Annotated in this window: 17 protein-coding genes; 6 read left to right on the forward strand and 11 right to left on the reverse strand. The window is 64.7% G+C overall.

Translation table 11 applies throughout. From position 1 onward, the window contains the following. Window positions 1-136 precede the first annotated feature (136 nt). From EOA33_RS00935 to EOA33_RS00945, 3 genes are all read left to right on the forward strand, one after another. Window positions 137-616, forward strand: a complete 480-nt coding sequence (locus EOA33_RS00935) for a carboxymuconolactone decarboxylase family protein (RefSeq protein WP_127404738.1) — start codon at window positions 137-139, stop codon at window positions 614-616. 84 nt (window positions 617-700) lie between these two features. Further along, a complete protein-coding gene (locus tag EOA33_RS00940) occupies window positions 701-1,063 on the forward strand; it encodes a nuclear transport factor 2 family protein (RefSeq protein ID WP_127404739.1) in 363 nt (120 codons plus the stop codon). 147 nt (window positions 1,064-1,210) lie between these two features. Then, window positions 1,211-1,525 carry a hypothetical protein gene (locus EOA33_RS00945; protein WP_126056764.1) on the forward strand — a complete coding sequence of 105 codons (315 nt, stop codon included), beginning with the start codon at window positions 1,211-1,213 and terminating at the stop codon, window positions 1,523-1,525. Between the two features lie 68 nt (window positions 1,526-1,593). Here the strand turns inward: EOA33_RS00945 and EOA33_RS00950 are convergent, their stop codons facing one another. From EOA33_RS00950 to EOA33_RS00985, 8 genes are all read right to left on the reverse strand, one after another. Beyond that, the gene (locus EOA33_RS00950; protein ID WP_127404740.1) at window positions 1,594-2,295 is read right to left on the reverse strand and encodes a hypothetical protein; all 702 of its coding nucleotides are present in this window, start codon (window positions 2,293-2,295) and stop codon (window positions 1,594-1,596) included. Between the two features lie 190 nt (window positions 2,296-2,485). Next, window positions 2,486-3,913, reverse strand: a complete 1,428-nt coding sequence (locus tag EOA33_RS00955; RefSeq protein ID WP_126056766.1) for a gamma-aminobutyraldehyde dehydrogenase — start codon at window positions 3,911-3,913, stop codon at window positions 2,486-2,488. A 106-nt stretch (window positions 3,914-4,019) separates the two neighbouring features. Then, window positions 4,020-4,835: an ABC transporter permease gene (locus EOA33_RS00960; RefSeq protein ID WP_127404741.1), complete on the reverse strand. Its 816-nt coding sequence runs from the start codon at window positions 4,833-4,835 to the stop codon at window positions 4,020-4,022. Beyond that, window positions 4,825-5,793 carry an ABC transporter permease gene (locus EOA33_RS00965; protein ID WP_127404742.1) on the reverse strand — a complete coding sequence of 323 codons (969 nt, stop codon included), beginning with the start codon at window positions 5,791-5,793 and terminating at the stop codon, window positions 4,825-4,827. Before EOA33_RS00965 ends, EOA33_RS00960 begins: the two co-directional genes overlap by 11 nt. Continuing rightward, a complete protein-coding gene (locus EOA33_RS00970) occupies window positions 5,790-6,788 on the reverse strand; it encodes an ABC transporter ATP-binding protein (protein ID WP_126056769.1) in 999 nt (332 codons plus the stop codon). The genes EOA33_RS00965 and EOA33_RS00970 overlap by 4 nt, the downstream gene beginning before the upstream one ends. A gap of 204 nt (window positions 6,789-6,992) precedes the next feature. Next, entirely contained in the window at window positions 6,993-8,147 is a 1,155-nt protein-coding gene (locus tag EOA33_RS00975) for an ABC transporter substrate-binding protein (protein WP_127404743.1), read from the reverse strand. 222 nt (window positions 8,148-8,369) lie between these two features. Beyond that, a complete protein-coding gene (locus tag EOA33_RS00980; RefSeq protein WP_126056770.1) occupies window positions 8,370-9,281 on the reverse strand; it encodes a LysR substrate-binding domain-containing protein in 912 nt (303 codons plus the stop codon). 73 nt (window positions 9,282-9,354) lie between these two features. After that, window positions 9,355-10,134, reverse strand: coding sequence for a DeoR/GlpR family DNA-binding transcription regulator (locus EOA33_RS00985; protein ID WP_127404744.1), 780 nt, complete (start codon window positions 10,132-10,134; stop codon window positions 9,355-9,357). Window positions 10,135-10,530: 396 nt separating this feature from the next. Here EOA33_RS00985 and EOA33_RS00990 point away from each other — a divergent pair, with 396 nt between their 5' ends. Both EOA33_RS00990 and EOA33_RS00995 read left to right on the forward strand, forming a co-directional pair. Continuing rightward, window positions 10,531-11,418 (forward strand): phosphotransferase family protein, encoded by an 888-nt coding sequence (locus EOA33_RS00990; RefSeq protein ID WP_127404745.1) that lies wholly within the window; start codon window positions 10,531-10,533, stop codon window positions 11,416-11,418. Next, window positions 11,415-13,856, forward strand: coding sequence for an FAD-dependent oxidoreductase (locus EOA33_RS00995; RefSeq protein WP_127404746.1), 2,442 nt, complete (start codon window positions 11,415-11,417; stop codon window positions 13,854-13,856). Before EOA33_RS00990 ends, EOA33_RS00995 begins: the two co-directional genes overlap by 4 nt. A gap of 4 nt (window positions 13,857-13,860) precedes the next feature. Here EOA33_RS00995 and EOA33_RS01000 read toward each other — a convergent pair whose 3' ends face one another. Beyond that, the gene (locus EOA33_RS01000; protein WP_127404747.1) at window positions 13,861-14,493 is read right to left on the reverse strand and encodes a methyltransferase domain-containing protein; all 633 of its coding nucleotides are present in this window, start codon (window positions 14,491-14,493) and stop codon (window positions 13,861-13,863) included. A 110-nt stretch (window positions 14,494-14,603) separates the two neighbouring features. On the opposite strand from EOA33_RS01000, the gene EOA33_RS01005 reads away from it, so the two are divergent. Next, window positions 14,604-15,506, forward strand: a complete 903-nt coding sequence (locus EOA33_RS01005; protein ID WP_126056775.1) for a phosphotransferase family protein — start codon at window positions 14,604-14,606, stop codon at window positions 15,504-15,506. Window positions 15,507-15,524: 18 nt separating this feature from the next. Here EOA33_RS01005 and EOA33_RS01010 read toward each other — a convergent pair whose 3' ends face one another. Together EOA33_RS01010 and EOA33_RS01015 are read right to left on the reverse strand one after the other, a co-directional pair. Next, on the reverse strand, window positions 15,525-16,448 hold the full coding sequence (locus EOA33_RS01010) for a DMT family transporter (protein ID WP_127404748.1): 924 nt from the start codon (window positions 16,446-16,448) through the stop codon (window positions 15,525-15,527). An 82-nt stretch (window positions 16,449-16,530) separates the two neighbouring features. Continuing rightward, window positions 16,531-17,811, reverse strand: coding sequence for an amidohydrolase family protein (locus EOA33_RS01015; protein WP_126056777.1), 1,281 nt, complete (start codon window positions 17,809-17,811; stop codon window positions 16,531-16,533). Window positions 17,812-17,969 lie beyond the last annotated feature (158 nt).

The raw sequence follows: 17,969 nt of genomic DNA on the forward strand, positions 1-17,969 counted from the left end.
CAGGCACACTGGCCCGGACGGGCCATGAGAGCCATGGCGCTTTTGGGCGAAGCGGCTCGGCGCGGCAGAGCGCTAGGATTTTCTCCATGCAGGACAGGCGGATTTCGCCGCGAACCACCTGCCAATGGAGGATGAGATGGAGAAGTCGAACCGGACATTCAAATCGCTGGTGATCGCGGCAGGCATTGGCGCGGTCTTCACTCTTGCTCCCGCCAAAGCCGAAGACGCCTCGGCCACCGCTGCCTACAAGGACATCCAGGCGACGCTCGGTTCAGTGCCCGACATGTTCAAGACGCTGCCCGATGTGGCGGTTGCCGGCGCCTGGGCCGAGATCAAGGGCGTGCAGCTCAATCCCAACACCGCGCTCGACGGCAAGACCAAGGAACTGATGGGCCTTGCGGTGGCCTCGCAGATTCCGTGCCAGTACTGCATCTACTTCCACACCGAGGCGGCCAAGCTCAACGGCGCGACCGACGAGGAGATCAAGGAGGCGATCGCGATGGCGGCCATCGTGCGCCACTGGTCGACGATCCTCAACGGCAGCCAGGTCGATCTCGCCTCCTTCAAGAAGCAGACCGACGACCTGTTCGCCGCCGTCAAGGCGAAGTCGCAATGAGGAAATGCGCCTGCCCGGCGCTGGTGCCGGGCAGCGCTCCGATCAATCGAACGTCCCGCCTGACGGCGGGCCATGGAGGAGAAAATGCTGACCAAAACTCAACTGGTGGACGGCGCTGCGATCAAGAAGGCAATCGAAGGCCGCGACGGCAAGCTGCTGGCGAGCTTCTACACCGACGACGCGCTGGTGCGGGTGATCGACCGCAACAATCCGCCGAGCAAGCCGCGCGAAATCCGCGGCCGCGCGGCGATCACCACCTTCTGGGACGACATCTGCAGCCGGGCGATGACCCATAAGGTCGACACCACCATCGCCGATGGCGCCAACCTCGCCTTCACCCAGGCCTGCGCCTATCCGGACGGCACCAAGGTGTTCTGCGCGGCGATGCTGGAGCTGAAGAACGGCCAGATCGCGAGGCAGACCGTCGTGCAGGCCTGGGACGAGTAGGTGAACTGCGGATAATTCAACAGCGGAGCCTGTCCATCCCGATCGAAGCGGGAGGGGCTCCATTCCAGTGTCGGAGCATGATCCTTTCCGAACCGGATTGCGTTTTTCGCGATCATGCTCGGGCCGCAACCTCGGAGGAGAACGACGATGTTCAGCGCCAGATGGCAGATCGACGCCAAGTTCGGTCACAAGCAGACCGTGCTCGACATGATGCGGCAATGGGAGCGCGAGGTCGGATCGCAGGTCGGCATCGCCGATTTGAAGTTCCAGATCATGACCGGATCGATCGGTGCGCATGAATCGCGGATCGAGTCGCACCACGAGGTCGAAAGCCTGGCCCAGCTGGAGGCATTCTTCGCCAAGCTCGGCAAGATCGAGGCGCATGCCAAATGGGGCAAGGCGATGGAGCCCTTTGTCGTATCGGGCACCAATGTCTGGCAGATCTTCCGGATCGTCGAGTAGCCGCGCTGGCCCCCAATTAGATGCCTGTCGCCCAGAGCCGCTCACGGTTTTTGGGCGACAGGTGTCGGTTAGCTCTTGCGGCCGAAACTCGTGCGCTGACCCGAAAGACGTGCTTCCCGCGCCAGCCCTGCGGCCGCCTGGCGGCCTGCCGGGCCCTGATTGTTCAAGGTAGCCTGTTTGGCCAATGCCGCAGCGATCATGGCGTCCGCCTGGCGCGCGCGCTCGGAGGCGTTGTCTCCCGGCAAGCCTGCGGCCGCCACATTCGCGGACGACGGACGCGGGCGCCTGAACGCGAGGAACAGGAGCAGGGCGCCGAGCGCCGCCGCACCAACGGCCAGCATGACACGCGTTCCGGTCATGCCGGCCCGTTCGACCTGGGTCGCCTTCGCCGGATTCTGAACAACCACGAGCTTGTCGCCTACCTGCGGCTCACGCCCCCCGCTCTTGTTCAAGTCCATGGTCGCCTCGACGGCGTCCGCGCCGGCGCCGACACGCAAGGTGCCGGTGAATTTCTGTTTCACCGTCCATTCCTTGTCGGCATGGACCGACTTGAATGCTTCAACCAATTCGCATGGGATCGAGGCGCTGCTGACCGTCTTGTAGACGATCCTGTGCTGGGTCGATTCCATCAGGCATTCGACCGTGACCGCCGTGATCTCGGCCGGCACTTGCGGCCAGCCGCTCTTGGCGATGATGTCCCTGGCACAGAAGAAGGCAACCAGCAGGCAGAAGCCGCCGATCATTGTCAGCTTGATCTTCGAGACAGTCATGCGCGAACCCCCGCTGTGCGGTTTCCCGCCGGCAAAGCTGCTCGCACAGGTTGAATATTCAGTAAATCTGCCGTCTGTCGCCATGTGGCGACAGTTCAACAGGATTAACAGACAGCAACCGGTTAGGTGAATACTTTAAGGATGGCGGCCCCCCTCCATCCTTACTTCCGAACGCTTCTGAGGTTAGGCGCTAGCCATACGCCACCATCACATGGCGGACGGCGGTGTAGTCCTCCAACGCGTAGAGCGACATGTCCTTGCCGTAGCCGGACTGCTTCAGCCCACCATGCGGCATCTCGTTGGTCAGCATGAAGTGGGTGTTGATCCAGGTGCAGCCATATTGCAGGCGGGCGGCGGTCGCCATGGCGCGCGAGACATCCTTGGTCCACACCGACGAGGCAAGGCCGTAGTCGCTGTCATTGGCCCAGTTTACCGCTTCGTCGACTTCCGAGAAGCGGGTGATCGAGACGACCGGGCCGAACACCTCGCGGCGCACGATCTCGTCCTCCTGCAGCGCGCCGGCAACGACCGTCGGCTGGTAGTAGAAACCCGAGCCCTCGCCCGGCTTGCCGCCTGTGGTGATCTCGATGTGCTTCAGCTCCGAGGCGCGCTCGACGAAGCTCGACACGCGGTCGCGCTGGCGGCGCGAAATCAGCGGGCCGATCTCGTTTTCGGTATCGTCGGGGCGGTTGTACCTGATGGTCGAGACGGCTGAGGAGAGATCGGCGACCAGTCTTTCGTAGACCTTCTTGCCGGCGTAGATGCGGCAGGCGGCTGTGCAGTCCTGGCCGGCATTATAATAGCCGAAGGCGCGCAGGCCGTTGACCACCGCGCCGAGATCGGCGTCGTCGAAAACGATGACAGGCGCCTTGCCGCCGAGTTCCAGATGCGTGCGCTTGACCGACTTGGCGGCCGCCTGCAGCACCTTCTTGCCGGTGGCGACGTCGCCGGTGATCGAGATCATGTTGACCTTGGCATGGTTGATCAGTGTGTTGCCGACACTTTCGCCGCGGCCGAGCACGACGTTGACCACGCCTTCCGGCAGGATCTCGGCGAGAATCCTGGCCAGCTTCAGCGCCGTCAGCGGCGTCTGCTCGGACGGCTTGAAGACGACGGTGTTGCCGCCGCCGATCGCCGGCGCCAGCTTCCAGGCCATCATCATTAGCGGGTAGTTCCATGGCGCGATGGAGGCGACGACGCCGATCGGGTCGCGCCTGACCATCGAGGTGTGACCGGGCAGGTATTCGCCGGCGACCTGGCCGGGCATGGAGCGGACGGCACCGGCAAAGAAGCGGTAGCAGTCGACGATCGCCGGGATCTCGTCATTGAGCACGGCGTTGATCGGCTTGCCGCAGTTCAGCGCCTCCAGTGCTGCAAATTCCTTGGCCTCGGCCTCAATGCGGTCGGCAATCCTCAAGAGGTAGCCGGAGCGCTGCGCCGGCGTGGTGCGCGACCAACTGACGAACGCCTGCTCGGCGGCACTGACAGCCGCCTCGATCTGCGCCGGGCTGGCTTCAGGCAGGTTGAGAATGGTCGCCCCGTTCTTCGGATTGAGGATCGGCTCCTCGGTCTCGGCGCCCTTCTCGAAGGTCGAGCCGATCAGCATCTGGGTGTCCATAAGATTTCTCCTTGATCAGGAGCGAGTAGCGAATAGCGAGTAGCGAATAGGGTTGGCGGTCGACTTTTCCCTTATTCGCTATTGGCTATTCCCTATTCGCTGTTCTTCATTTGCCCGAACCAGCGATCTGGTCGCCGTCGCGGGTCAGGTAATAGGCAAAGAGGATCGGCAGCAGCGTCACCAGAACCACGACCATGGCCACGACATTGGTGACCGGGCGCTGGCGCGGGCGGATCAGTTCCTCAAGCATCCAGATCGGCACGGTCTGCTGCTGGCCGGCGGTGAAGGTGGTGACGATGACCTCGTCGAAGGACAGCGCGAAGGCGAGCATGCCGCCGGCAAGCAGCGCGGTGGCGATGTTGGGCAGCACGACATGCCTGAAGGTCTGAAAGCCGTCGGCGCCGAGGTCCATCGAGGCCTCGATCATGGAGCCGGAGGTGCGGCGGAAGCGCGCGACGGCATTGTTATAGACGACGACCACGCAGAAGGTGGCGTGGCCGAGCACGATCGTCCAGAACGAGAACGGGATGTCGGCCAGCGCGAAGGCCGAGCGCAGCGCGATGCCGGTGATGATGCCGGGCAGCGCGATCGGCAGGATGACCAGCAAAGAGATGGTCTCGCGGCCGAAGAAGCGCGCGCGCGAGACGGCGGCGGCGCAGAGCGTGCCCAGCACCAGCGCGATCGCCGTCGAGATGGCGGCGACGCGGATCGACAGCGACAGCGCCTCCCACACATCCGGCCGGTTCCAGGTGACGGCGAACCATTGCGTGGTCAGCCCCGGCGGCGGCCAGACGAAGCTCTTCTCCTCGGTCGTGAAGGCATAGACGAAGATCAGCAGGATCGGCAGGTGCAGGAAGAGCAGGCCGAAGGCGGCGGCGATCTTCAGGCCGAGCGGGGCGGAAGGCGAGCCGTCAGAGCGCATCGAAGGCCCCCATGCGCTTGGCGCCCCAGAGGTAGAAGCCCATGATGACGATGGGCACCACGGTGAAGGCGGCGGCGAGCGGGATGTTGCCGGCCGTGCCCTGTTGCGAATAGACGGCCTGGCCGATGAACAGGCGCGAGGTGCCGATGATCTGCGGGATGATGTAGTCGCCCAGTGTCAGCGAGAAGGTGAAGATCGAGCCGGCGACGATGCCGGGCAGCGCCAGCGGGAACAGCACGTTGCGGAAGGTCTGGCCGGGCGAGGCGCCGAGGTCGGACGAGGCCTCGACCAGATTGCCCGGCACGCGCTCGAGCGCCGCCTGGACGGGCAGGATCATGAACGGCAGCCAGACATAGACGAAGGCGATGAAGGTGCCCGTAAAGGAGACCGACAGCGAATTGCCGCCGACGACGGGCAGCGCCAGCCAGGCGTCGAGCAGCCACAACAGGTTCAGCTTGCCGAGCAGCCAGGTGAGGATGCCTTCCTTAGCGAGGATGAGCTTCCAGGCATAGACCTTGACCAGGTAGCTCGACCACAGCGGCAGCATGACGCCAAGATAGAACAGCGCCTTCCAGCGGCCGCGCGCATAGCGCGCCGCGTAGTAGGCGATGGGGAAGGCGATGATCGCCGAGGCGAGCGTGACGAGGGCCGCCATCGTCACCGTGCGCAGGATGATGTCGAGATTGGCGGCCTGGAACAGGTCGCCATAGGTCTTCAGCGTGAACTCGCGGTTGATGAGGCCGGAGAACTCGTCGATGGAGAAAAAACTTTGCGCCAGCAGGGCGAACAGCGAGCCGACGTAGACGATGCCGAGCCACAGCACTGGCGGCAGCAGCATGAGCAGCAGCAACAGCTTCGGCCGGCGCCAGAAGAGGTCGGACAGCGCGCCGCGCGGCCCGCCGCTGCCTGGCAGGATGGCGGGGGCAACCTTCGACGGTATCGTCGCCTCGATGCTCATGCCGGCTCATCCATCAAGTGCAGTTGATCGCGGTTGAAGGTGAGCATGACGGCTTCGCCTTCCACCGGCAGCGCGACGCCCGCGGGCACCACGGCGTGCAGCCGCAAGCCGTCGGCATCGAGCGCCAGCCTGGTGGTCGCGCCGAGATAGTTGGTCGAGACCAGGCGGGCGGCAACGCCGTCGCCGCTCGCCTCGCGCGCGATACGGATGGATTCGGGGCGCAGACTGCCCCAGCGACGCTGGCCGGAATAGCGCTGGACGAAATCCGGCGGCAGCACGTTGGAGGAGCCTACGAAATCAGCGACGAAGCGCGTCTTCGGGCGCTGGTAGATGTCTTCCGGGGTGCCGATCTGCATGATCTTGCCGTCGTTGAACACGGCGACCCGATCGGCCATCGACAGCGCCTCGCCCTGATCGTGGGTGACGAAGACAAAGGTGATGCCGAGCACTTTCTGCAGCGACTTCAATTCCTCCTGCATGTTCTCGCGCAGCTTGAGGTCGAGCGCGCCGAGCGGCTCGTCGAGCAGCAGCACCTTGGGCTGGTTGACGAGCGCGCGGGCGAGCGCAACGCGCTGGCGCTGGCCGCCGGAGAGTTGGCCTGGACGGCGGCCGCCGTAGCCCGGAAGCCTGACCAGCGACAGCGCCTCTTCCGCCGCCCTGTGCCGTTGCGGCTTGCCGACGCCCTTGACCATCAGCCCGTAGGCGACGTTGTCGAGCACGTTGAGATGCGGAAACAGCGCATAGTCCTGGAAGACGGTGTTGACGTTGCGCCGATAGGGTGGAACGCCCTCAGCGCGCTCGCCGAAGATCGAGATCGAGCCCGACGTCGGCTGCTCGAAACCGGCAATCAGGCGCAGGCAAGTTGTCTTGCCGGAGCCCGACGGGCCAAGCATGGCGAAGAACTCGCCAGGCGCGATGTCGAGATCGACGGCGTCGACGGCGCGAACGCTGCCGAAATGGCGGGAGACTTTTTGAAAGGATACGGCCGAGGTCATGAGTTGTCAGTCTTTAGCCGGTTTGTCTTTGGTCGAAATCGCTCTCGCCGCCAGCAAGCGGGCAGCGCGAATGCTACGGCACTTCACCTCCCCCTCAACGAGGAGGTCGCGGGGAAGCCGCGGGCGGAGTGGTAGCGGGGAACCTGCCCGGCCAAACCACCCCGACGCTGCGCGTCGTCCCTCCCGCACTGGGAGGGCAAGAACTCACCGTCCGCCGATGACGCCGATATAGTCCGACACCCAGCGGTAATAGGGCACGCACTGGTCGTTCTCGCTGGCGCATTTCGACACCGGCGTCTTCCAGAACTTGATCTTGTCGAAATTGTCGTAGCCGTTGGTCTTGCAGCCTTCCTCGCCGAGCAGCTCGTTGCCCTTGCAGGCGGCCGGCACCACCGGGAGCGAGCCGAACCAGGCGGAGACATCGCCCTGCACCTTAGGCGAGAGCGAGTGCTCGATCCACATATAGGCGCAGTTCGGATGGGCGGCGTCGGCCTCCATCATGGTGGTGTCGGCCCAGCCGGTGACGCCCTCCTCGGGAATGGTCGAGGAGACCGGCTTCTTGGCGGCGACCAGCGTGTTGACCTGGTACGGCCACGAGCCCGAGGCGACCACGCCCTCGTTCTGGAAGTCGTCGACCTGGATCGCGGCATCGTGCCAGTAGCGGCCGACCAGCGTGCGCTGGACGCGCAGCAGGTCGAGCGCCGCCTTGTACTGGTCCTCGGTCAGCTCGTAGGGATCCTTGATGCCGAGTTCCGGCTTGTGGAACATGAGGTAGTTGGCGGCATCCGCGATGTGGATCGGACCATCATAGGCCTGGACGCGGCCCTTGTTCGACTTGCCGTCGGGCAGGTTCATCTCCTCGAAGACGACATTCCAGCTCTTGGGCGCTTCCTTGAAGACGTCGGTGTTGTACATCAGCACGTTCGGGCCCCATTGATAGGGAACGCCGTAGTGCACCTTGTCGACCGTGAACCAGGGGGCGTCCTTCAGCCGGTCGTCGACGCTCTTCCAGCTCGGGACGAGATCGGTGTTGATCGGCTGGACGCGCTTGCCGGCGACGAGGCGCAACGAAGCATCGCCCGACGCGGTGACGAGGTCGAAGCCGCCCTCGTTCATCAACGAGACCATCTCGTCCGACGTGTTGGCGGTCTTGACGTTGACCTTGCAGCCGCTCTCCTTCTCGAAAGCGGTCACCCAGTCATAACCCTTGTCGGTTTCGCCGCGCTCGATATAGCCCGGCCAGGCGACGATGTTGACCTCGCCCTCGCCCTTGCCGAGCTCCTTGACCTGGGCGATGGCCTGGCCGGAGAAGGTCAGCGCGACCGTCAATGCAGTGCACGACTTCAGGAATGAATTCATCATCGATCTCCCATTTTGGCGCATGTCTCCGATAAGATCATGCGCACCCTCAAAACATTGAAGCGTCCACCAACCAGGAAAATGGGCGGCGCTCCAAGGGGCCGCACTCAGCGGCGGCTTTTGGTTCCCTAACCGGAGGTTGCTGCGAAATTCCAGGTTTCGCAAATTCATTTATCAGAAAGGCGATATCGGTTTTTCCGATGGCTAAAGGCGGCCAGCTCGTCACGGACGCTGGCGGACCATGCGCTGCGACTGGGCAAGGCCGATGAAGTCGCGCGCGGCCTGCGGCAGGCTGGAGCCGCGGCGCCAGACCATGCCGACCTGGACCACCGGCAAGGCGCCGGAAATATCGCGCGACTCGATGCGGTCGCCTTCCAGCGACCATGGCCGGTAGACAAGGTCGGGCAGCAGCGCCACGCCGGCGCCGGTGGCGACGAGGCTGCGCACCGCCTCGACCGAACGGGTGCGGAAGGCGACATGCGGCCTGGCGCCGAGCGCCGCGAGCAGCTTGCCGGTGTTCTCCTCGATCTCGTCGACGGTCAGCATGATCAGCGGCTCCGACACGATGTCGCTAAGATCGATAATGTCGGCGCTGGCGAGTTTGTGGCTGAGCGGCACCCACAGGCGATAGGCCGAGACCTCGAGGATTTCCGACTGCAGCGCGGTGCGGTCGCGCAGGTTCGAGGTGACCATGACGGCGATGTCGAGCTTGCCGCCGATCAAAAGGTGCTCGAGATAGTCGCCATTGTCCTCGATGGCCGAGACCTCGACACCGGGATAGGCGCGACGGTAGCGGGCGAGAAGATCGGACAGCACATAGCCGGCGACCAGCGAGGTGACGCCGAGCTGGAGGCGGCCGCCGGTCACCAGCTGGTCGCCGAAGAAGGCGCGGCGGGCGTCCGACACATCGGCGAGGATCTTGGTCGCGTGGCGCAGGAACTGGTGGCCCTTGTGGGTGATGTTGAGGCCGCGCGGATGGCGCTCGAACAGTTCGACGCCGAGGTCGCTTTCCAGTTCCTTGATCGCCTCAGTGACCGAGGATTGGGAGATGGAGAGGTTCTGCGCGGCGCCGGACACGGTGCCCTGCTCGGCGACGGCGACGAAGAACTGCAGCTGGCGGATGGTGAAAGCCATGGCGGGACTAAACACTGGCGAGGCGCGGAAGGAAAGCGGGCCGCTGTCCGGCCCACAGCACACTGTCTTGGCCTTACCGGCTCTCGTCCTCGCCGGCCGCAACGCTGATTCGCGCGCCGGCCTCGGCGAGCGCCGCGGCGATGTCGCGCGGCGGCGTCCGGTCGGTGGCGAGTTCGGAGAAGCCGTCGAAGCCGCAGACCCGGACCAGCCCCTGGCGGCCGAACTTGCTTTGATCGGTGATCACCACAGAGCGCTGGCCGCGCGACAGCACCATGCGGGCGAATTCCGCTTCTTCCAGATCGTAGTCCATCAGGCCGGCGACGGCGTCGACCGCGCCGATGGAGATCACCGCATGGCTGACGGAGAAGCGGCTGACGAAGTCGATGGCCGAGACGCCGAAGGCGGCGCCGGAATCACTGCGCAACTCGCCGCCGGCCATGTAGACCTTGTTGCCGTTGACGGTGGCCAGCGTGCGGGCGATGTCGGACGAATTGGTGACGACGGTAAGACGCCGGTGGCCCAAAAGTTCGCGAGCGAGGAACGAGGTGGTCGTGCCGGTGTCGAGCATGACAGACTCGCCGTCGCGGATTGTGGCGGCGACCATGCGGGCGATGGCACGCTTGGCGTCGGCATTCTCGCGCATGCGCCGCTCGAACGGCGCCTCGCCGGCCATCGCCGACAGGCTGACGGCGCCATGCATCTTCAGGATCGACCCGTCATGGGTGAGCGGTTTGACATCGCGGCGAACGGTCTCCAGCGAGACTCCCAGCCGGTCGGCCAGGCTCGCGATGGTAATGGTGCCCTCCTCGTTCAGGAGCCGCAGGATCTCGCCATGCCGTTTCGAATGGATCATATATGGGTTTCCAGGATTTTGACCGATTCTAGGGCAATCCTGCCGTTTTTAAAGGAAATGCTCATATTTTCGGGCAAAACACCCAAAAAAAGTCACAGCTTTTGATTGACAGCCGATCAACACTGGCGTGAGATCAAGGGCATGACAGGCTCGGAACTGCCAAATCGGGGCAGAACCGCAATTGACCGGCCAGACAGCCCGGAATGGGCCTGGCGCAAGGAATTTTCAGATCCGCGGGGGCGGATGCCGGGATCACAAACCTGGCCAAGGGGCTCGTCGGTGCGGTGCGGGATACCGGTCCTGGCGTCCCGCACCGACGAGAATTTTGCATTACCAATCTCCATCGCGCGCTGTCTGCGGCGGTTTGTCGAAGCGCCGCCGAACCAGGGATAGACCGTGACCATTGAAGACCGCATCCGCGCCCTGCCCTGCTGGACCGGCACGATCGACATTGAGCCGCTGCCGGGAGGACTGAGCAATGCCAACTATCTGGTCAAGGATGGGTCCGGCCGGCATGTCGTGCGCTTCGGCCAGGATTTTCCGTTCCACCACGTCTTTCGCGAGCGCGAGGTGATGACCTCGCGCGCGGCGCATGCCGCGGGCTTCGCGCCGGCGGTGCGCTACTCCGAGCCGGGCATCATGGTGACGCAGTATCTCGGTGCCAGGACCTATACGGGCGAGGACGTGCGCGCCAATATCGGCCGCGTCGCGGCACTGATGCGCGGCTTCCACCGCGAAATGCCTAGCCATATTTCCGGCGCCGGGTTCATGTTCTGGGTGTTCCACGTCATCCGCGACTATGCGCGCACGCTGGAGGACGGCGGCAGCCGCAAACGCGACGAGTTGCCCCGCTACCTGGCGCTGGCAGACGAGCTGGAGCGGGCGCAGAAGTTGCTGCCGATCGTCTTCGGCCACAACGATCTTTTGCCGGCCAATATTCTCGACGACGGCAGCCGTCTGTGGCTGATCGACTTCGAGTATGCCGGCTTCAACACGGCGATGTTCGACCTTGCGGGCGCCGCCTCGAATGCCGGGCTTAGCGACGACGAATCCTTCGCCCTGCTCACCGCCTATTTCATGAAGGAGCCGGACGACGCGATCCGCCGCTCGCACGCCGCCATGCAGTGCGCCTCGCTGCTGCGCGAGGCGATGTGGAGCATGGTCTCCGAGCTCTATCTCGACGCGCCCGGCATCGACTACGTCGCCTACACCGAGGAAAACCTGACGCGGCTGGCGACGGCGCTGGAAAGCTACCAAACGAAATACGGAAGGCTGACCCCATGAGCCTGCCCGGCCACGCCGGAATCGTCGTCATCGGCGGCGGCATCATCGGTTGCTCGACGGCCTATCATCTGGCGCGCGACCACAAAGCAGATGTCGTGCTTCTGGAGCAGGGCAAGCTGACGTCGGGCTCGACCTGGCACGCGGCCGGGCTGGTCGGCCAGCTGCGTTCGTCGGCCTCGATCACGCGTGTGCTGAAATACTCCGTCGAGCTCTACAAGGGACTGGAGGCCGAGACCGGACTCGCCACCGGCTGGAAGATGACCGGGTGCCTCAGGCTGGCCACCAATGCCGACCGCTGGACCGAGTTCAAGCGGCTGGCGACGACGGCGAAGAGCTTCGGCATGGACATGCAATTGCTGTCGCCGGACGAGGTGAAAAAGATGTGGCCGCTGATGGAGACCGGCGACCTCGTCGGCGCCTCCTGGCTGCCGACCGACGGGCAGGCGAGTCCCTCCGACATCACCCAGTCGCTGGCCAAGGGCGCGCGCATACATGGCGCGAAACTGTTCGAGGAGGTGCGCGTCACCGGCTTCGACATGAAGGACGGCCGCATCACCGCGGTGAAGACCGACAAGGGCGACATCGCCTGCGACAAGGTGGTGAACTGCGCCGGCCAGTGGGCCCGCCAGGTCGGCGCGATGGCCGGCATCAACGTGCCGCTGCAGCCGGTCAAGCACCAGTACATCATCACCGAAAAGATCGAGGGGCTGGCGACCGACGCGCCGACGATACGCGACCCCGACCGCCGCACCTATTTCAAGGAAGAGGTCGGCGGGCTGGTGATGGGCGGCTATGAGCCGAACCCGCAAGCCTGGACGACAGGCGACGTTCCCAATGACTGGGAATTCCGGCTGTTCGACGACGACTACGATCATTTCGAGCAGCATATGGCGCAGGCGATCGAGCGTGTGCCGGCATTGGCCCATGCCGGCGTCAAGCAGATGATCAATGGGCCGGAAAGCTTCACTCCGGACGGCAATTTCATCCTCGGCGCGGCACCCGAATGCGCCAACATGTTCGTCGGCGCCGGCTTCAACGCCTTCGGCATCGCGTCGGGCGGCGGCGCCGGCTGGGTGCTGGCGCAATGGGTGGTCGACGGCGAGGCACCGCTCGACCTCTGGGTGGTCGACATCAGGCGCTTTTCCAACCTGCACCGCGATCGGCAATGGGTGTGCGACCGCACGCTGGAAGCCTACGGCAAGCACTACACGATCGGCTTTCCGCATGAGGAATATCTGTCGGGCCGGCCGCGCATCGTCTCGCCGCTCTATGAGCGGCTGAGGCAGCACCGCGCCGTGTTCGGCTCGAAGCTCGGCTGGGAGCGGCCGAACTGGTTCGCGCCCGACCCTGTGGAGCCGCAGGACATTTACACCATGGGCCGGCAGAACTGGTTCCCGGCGGTCGGCGAGGAACATCGGCATGTGCGCGAGAAGGTTGGCATCTTCGACCAGTCGTCCTTCGCCAAATACGAGATGACCGGCGCGGATGGCTTGAAAGCGCTCGACTGGATCTGCGCAAACGACGTCAACAAGCCGGTCGGCCGGCTGACCTATACGCAACTCCTCAACACGCGCGGCGGCATCGAGGCGGACCTGACCGTGTCGCGGCTCGGCGAGGACAGGTTCTACATCGTCACCGGCACCGGCTTCCGCACGCATGATTTGTCGTGGATCGAGGACCATGTCGGCAAGGGGCTCGACGTGGCGCTGAAGGATGTCACAGAGGATTTCGGCACGCTGACGCTTATGGGGCCGCGCGCCCGCGACGTGCTGTCGGCAGTGACCGACGCGGATGTCTCCAACGCCGCCTTCCCGTTCGGCCATGCGCGCGAGATCACGATCGTCGGCCACACGGTCAAGGCGTTGCGCGTCACCTATGTCGGCGAGCTCGGCTGGGAACTGCATGTGCCGATCGCAGCGACGGGCGAGGTCTTCGACGCGCTGATGGCGGCGGGCGAGGCGCACGATATTCGCCCGATCGGCTACCGGGCGCTGGAATCGCTGCGGCTGGAGAAAGGCTACCGCGCCTGGGGTTCCGACATCACGCCCAACGACACGCCGCAGGAGGCTGGCCTCGGCTGGGCGGTGAAGCTTCGCAAGAACACCGACTTCGTCGGCCGAAGGGCACTAGAGAACGCCGCCGGCGAGGCGCTGAAGAAACGCTTTGCCGGCTTCACTGTCGACGACCCCGCGATCGTGCTGGTCGGACGCGAGACCATCCTGCGCAACGGCGAGCCTGTCGGTTACCTCACCAGCGGCGGCTATGGCTACACGCTGGGAAGGAACATCGGCTACGGCTATGTGCGCAACGCAGCCGGCGTGGGCGACGATTTTCTCGCCTCCGGCGACTATGAGCTGGTGGTGGCGATGGAGCGGACGCCGGCAAAGATCCATCTCGAGCCGCTGTACGATCCGGCCGGGGAAAAGGTCAAAGCCTAGGGCCTCAGATCACGCGCAGGACTAGGCCGCGGCTGGGCACGGTGTCGGCCTCGCCGGGCATTGAGACATAGGGCGCGGTCTCTTCGACGCGGCCGACCGTGCGCCCTGCCTCGAGTGCGGCGACGCGCTTAGCAAAGCCGGCCTCCCACAGCGTGTTCTTGACCGTCAGCACGATCACCCCGCCCGGCCGGCAGATGCGGATCAACTCGTCCAGACCCTCGGCGCCGACATGGCCTGAAGTGAAGACGCCTGCCGAGACGATGCCGGCATAGGCGTTGTCCGCGAAGGGCAATGGCCCACCCATCGCCAGGCAGTGAAGCGCCGTGTAGACGCCTTTGGCGGCAGCCCTGTCCAGCATGCCTTGCGAAATATCCAGCGCCTCGACCTCGGGGTAACCAGTGATGGCAAGCCATTCGCCGATCAGGCCGGTGCCGGCCCCGGCATCGAGCAGCGGCGCGGTGCCGCGCGGTAGATGGCGGGCGATCAGCGCCAGGCAGATCGTCGGATGGCGATAACCGGCCGCCGACATGTCGGCGTCGTAGGTCTCGGACCAGCGGTCGTAAAGTGCTGCCACCTCTTCCGGCCGCTTCGCCGCGTAGGCCGCGGTGAGCGGTCCAAGATGCTTGCTGTCTGCCATCTTTCTGTTGCCGCCGCCTGATCGAGTCGACTCTGATCGGATGATAGCCAAATGGCGAAAATTGTGGAACCGTTCCTCCATAAACAAGGTGTGAAGGTAAACACGGGGGCATAGTGATGGACGAGGCACGCGCGGCATTGGCCGCGATTCCGGTGCTGGCGGGCTACCAGGGACCGCTGGAGCGGCTCGGCGGCCTGACCAATCTCGTCTACAGGGCCGGCGATCTTTGCCTGCGCATCCCCGGCAAGGGCACAGAGGAGTATATCAACCGTGCCAATGAGGCGGTGGCGGCGCGCGAGGCGGCCAAGGCCGGCGTCAGCCCCGAGGTGCTGCATGCCGACGCGGGAACTGGTGTGCTGGTGACCCGTTATGTCGCCGGCGCCGAGACGATGTCGCCGGAGAAGTTCAAGACCAGGCCCGGCAGCCCGGCACGCGCGGGGGAAGCCTTCCGCAAGCTGCACTCATCCGGCGCGATGTTTCCGTTCCGCTTCGAGCTGTTTGCGATGATCGACGACTATCTCAAGGTGCTGTCGACCAAGGATGTCGCGCTGCCCGAAGGCTATCACGACGTGGTGCGGGAGGCCGACAGCGTGCGGGCGGCACTTGCAACCCACCCCATTCCCATTGTCGCCTGCCACTGCGATCCGCTGTGCGAGAATTTTCTCGATACGGGCGACCGGATGTGGATCGTCGACTGGGAATATTCGGGCATGAACGATCCGCACTGGGACCTCGGCGATCTCTCCGTCGAAGGCAAGTTCGACGCCGCGCAGGACGAGGAATTGATGCTCGCCTATTTCGGCCGCGCGCCGAAGCCCGCCGAGCGCGGCCGCGTCGTCATCTACAAGGCCATGTGCGACCTTCTCTGGACGCTGTGGGGGTTGATCCAGCTCGCCAACAACAATCCGGTCGACGATTTCCGCGCCTATGCCGACGGCCGCTTCGTCCGCTGCAAGGCGTTGATGGAGACGGCGGAGTTCTCGCTGCACCTTGCGGCGATACGCAAGGGTTAGCCGCCAGAACTGCGAGCCCTAGTTCACGCCCTTCGGCACGTTCTCCGGGGGAACCACCGTCTCCACCACCTTCTGGCGATGGAAGATGAAGATGCCGGCAAGCACAACAATCGCCGAACCGGCCAGGATGCGGGGGCTCGGCACGTCGCCGAAGAAGGCCAGCCCGAAGACGATCGCCCACAGAAGCAGGCTGTAATGCAGCGGCGCCAGCGTCGAGGCCGGCGCCAGCTTCAGCGCCCTGGTGATCATCAGGTGCGCGGAGCAGGAGACGACGCCGAGCAGCAGAAGGGCGCCGAGATCGAGCGCGGACGGTGTGCGCCAGGCGCCGATGGTCAAGACCCCACCGACCAGCAGCGTGCCGATCGTCTGCCAGGTGACGAGCGTGGTGTCGCTGGTGCCGCGCAGGCGACGGTTGAGGATGATGGCGAAGGCGAAAGCGATGCTGCCGATCAGCGCATAGGCCGACGACAGCGAGAAGGCGGCCGAGGAAGGTTTCAGGATGACCAGCACGCCACAGAAGCCGACCACGATCGCCAGCCAGCGGCGCCAGCCGACCTTCTCGCCGAGCAGCAGATGCGACAGCGCGGCGACGTAGATCGGTCCGGCCATGTAGAAGCTCATCACGTCGGCGAGCGGCAGGTAGACGACGGCGGCATAGAACAGCCCGGTGTCGAGCGTGGTGGCGACAACGCGCAGAAGCTGCAAGACCGGCCGCTCCATATCGAACAGCTTGCCGGGCCCTTGGCTGACGATCATCGGGCCAAGCACGATGAAAGCGCCGATCGAGCGGACCAGCACCACCTGGCCGACGGAGAAGGAAGCGACCAGCCATTTGCCCATCGCATCGTTCAGCGCGAACATGAAATCGCCAGCCAGCATCAAGAGGATGCCGGCGAGGAGAACGTTCCTGATCGTGAGGTTGCGGGCGAGCGATGGAGCCATACCGGCTCCCTAGACGCAAGCAGCCGGTTTGACGAGCGGAATTCGGGCAATCGGTAAGACCAGCGCCGGGAATCGGCTGGCGCTACGCCGATGTGTGCCGCCGGTTCACCTGTGACGGCCGGCCGGCAATCGACAGGCGCGTCTCCTGTTTGGTCCGTTCCGCCACCACCTTGCCCCGGGCGATAACGCAGAGGCGATCGGGGCGCAGGCGCACGGCCTCGATCGGATTGCCGGCGTCGAGTACCACGAGGCTCGCCCGCTTGCCGACGGCAAGCCCGAGGTGGTCGAGGCCCATGATGGCGGCATTGACGTTGGTGACCATGTCGAAACAGCGCGCCATGTCGGCAGGGCTCGACATCTGGGCGACATGCAGGCCCATGAAGGCGACGTCGAGCATGTCGGCGGTGCCCAGCGAATACCAGGGGTCGAGCACGCAATCCTGGCCCCAGCCGACGCGGATGCCAAGCGCCAGCATCTCCTTCACCCGGGTCAGGCCGCGTCGCTTGGGGAACGTGTCGTGGCGGCCCTGCAGCATGATGTTGATCAGCGGATTGGGGATCGCCGACACGCCGGCCTCGGCGATCAGCGGCAACAGCTTGGAGACGTAGTAGTTGTCCATCGAATGCATGGAGGTGAGGTGCGAACCGGCCACCCTGCCCTGCAGGCCGAGCCGCTCGGTCTCATAGGCAAGCTGTTCGATGTGGCGCGACAGCGGATCGTCGGTCTCGTCGCAGTGCAGGTCGACCATGAGGCCGCGTTTGGCGGCGATTTCGCAGAGCTCGGTTACTGAGCGCGTGCCGTCGGCCATGGTGCGCTCGAAATGCGGGATGCCGCCGACAATGTCGACGCCGAGATCGAGCGCGCGGATAGTGTTTTCACGAGCCGTCGGCGACCGGTAAAGCCCGTCCTGCGGGAAGGCGACGAGTTGCAGGTCGATATAGGGCGCCACCGTCTTCCTGACGTCGAGGAGCGCTTCGACCGCGAGCAGCCGGTCGTCACAGACATCGACATGGGTGCGGATGGCAAGCAGCCCCATCGACACCGCCCAGTCGCAATACGCGAGCGCCCGTTCCCGCACCGCCTCATGCGTCAACAGCGGCTTCAGCTCGCCCCACAGCGCGATGCCTTCGAGCAGCGTGCCCGACGCGTTGATGCGCGGAATGCCGTAGGAGAGCGTGGCGTCCATGTGGAAATGCGGGTCGACGAAGGGCGGCGAAACCAGATTGCCACGCGCGTCGATCACGTCCCCTGCCTTGGCGGCGAGTTCGGGCTCGATCGCCGCTATCGTCTCGCCGGCGATGCCGATGTCGGCAACCCTGCCATCAGGCAGCGTGCCGCCGCGCACGATGAGGTCGAAATCCATCTGCGTCATCCCCTGAAGAATCAGCTTGCCGTCGTGGCGCAAAAGACACCCTGCCACGGTCGTTTCGTTGCGCAAGTGCGAAAGGTTCCATCCGGCGGCAACTCGCTCTATAAGCCGCCTCTCGCCCTCGTGGCGAATCCGAAATTCGTTTCAGCCAG

It is taken from the genome of Mesorhizobium sp. M4A.F.Ca.ET.050.02.1.1 (assembly GCF_003997725.1).
In the GTDB taxonomy this organism is placed as follows: domain Bacteria; phylum Pseudomonadota; class Alphaproteobacteria; order Rhizobiales; family Rhizobiaceae; genus Mesorhizobium.

Bases quoted from the DNA above. Each gene is read 5' to 3' on its own strand.
- EOA33_RS00935 (WP_127404738.1), top strand. From the start codon at position 137: ATGGAGAAGTCGAACCGGACATTCAAATCGCTGGTGATCGCGGCAGGC.
- EOA33_RS00940 (WP_127404739.1), top strand. From the start codon at position 701: ATGCTGACCAAAACTCAACTGGTGGACGGCGCTGCGATCAAGAAGGCA.
- EOA33_RS00945 (WP_126056764.1), top strand. From the start codon at position 1,211: ATGTTCAGCGCCAGATGGCAGATCGACGCCAAGTTCGGTCACAAGCAG.
- EOA33_RS00950 (WP_127404740.1), bottom strand. From the start codon at position 2,295: ATGACTGTCTCGAAGATCAAGCTGACAATGATCGGCGGCTTCTGCCTG.
- EOA33_RS00955 (WP_126056766.1), bottom strand. From the start codon at position 3,913: ATGGACACCCAGATGCTGATCGGCTCGACCTTCGAGAAGGGCGCCGAG.
- EOA33_RS00960 (WP_127404741.1), bottom strand. From the start codon at position 4,835: ATGCGCTCTGACGGCTCGCCTTCCGCCCCGCTCGGCCTGAAGATCGCC.
- EOA33_RS00965 (WP_127404742.1), bottom strand. From the start codon at position 5,793: ATGAGCATCGAGGCGACGATACCGTCGAAGGTTGCCCCCGCCATCCTG.
- EOA33_RS00970 (WP_126056769.1), bottom strand. From the start codon at position 6,788: ATGACCTCGGCCGTATCCTTTCAAAAAGTCTCCCGCCATTTCGGCAGC.
- EOA33_RS00975 (WP_127404743.1), bottom strand. From the start codon at position 8,147: ATGAATTCATTCCTGAAGTCGTGCACTGCATTGACGGTCGCGCTGACC.
- EOA33_RS00980 (WP_126056770.1), bottom strand. From the start codon at position 9,281: ATGGCTTTCACCATCCGCCAGCTGCAGTTCTTCGTCGCCGTCGCCGAG.
- EOA33_RS00985 (WP_127404744.1), bottom strand. From the start codon at position 10,134: ATGATCCATTCGAAACGGCATGGCGAGATCCTGCGGCTCCTGAACGAG.
- EOA33_RS00995 (WP_127404746.1), top strand. From the start codon at position 11,415: ATGAGCCTGCCCGGCCACGCCGGAATCGTCGTCATCGGCGGCGGCATC.
- EOA33_RS01000 (WP_127404747.1), bottom strand. From the start codon at position 14,493: ATGGCAGACAGCAAGCATCTTGGACCGCTCACCGCGGCCTACGCGGCG.
- EOA33_RS01010 (WP_127404748.1), bottom strand. From the start codon at position 16,448: ATGGCTCCATCGCTCGCCCGCAACCTCACGATCAGGAACGTTCTCCTC.
- EOA33_RS01015 (WP_126056777.1), bottom strand. From the start codon at position 17,811: ATGGATTTCGACCTCATCGTGCGCGGCGGCACGCTGCCTGATGGCAGG.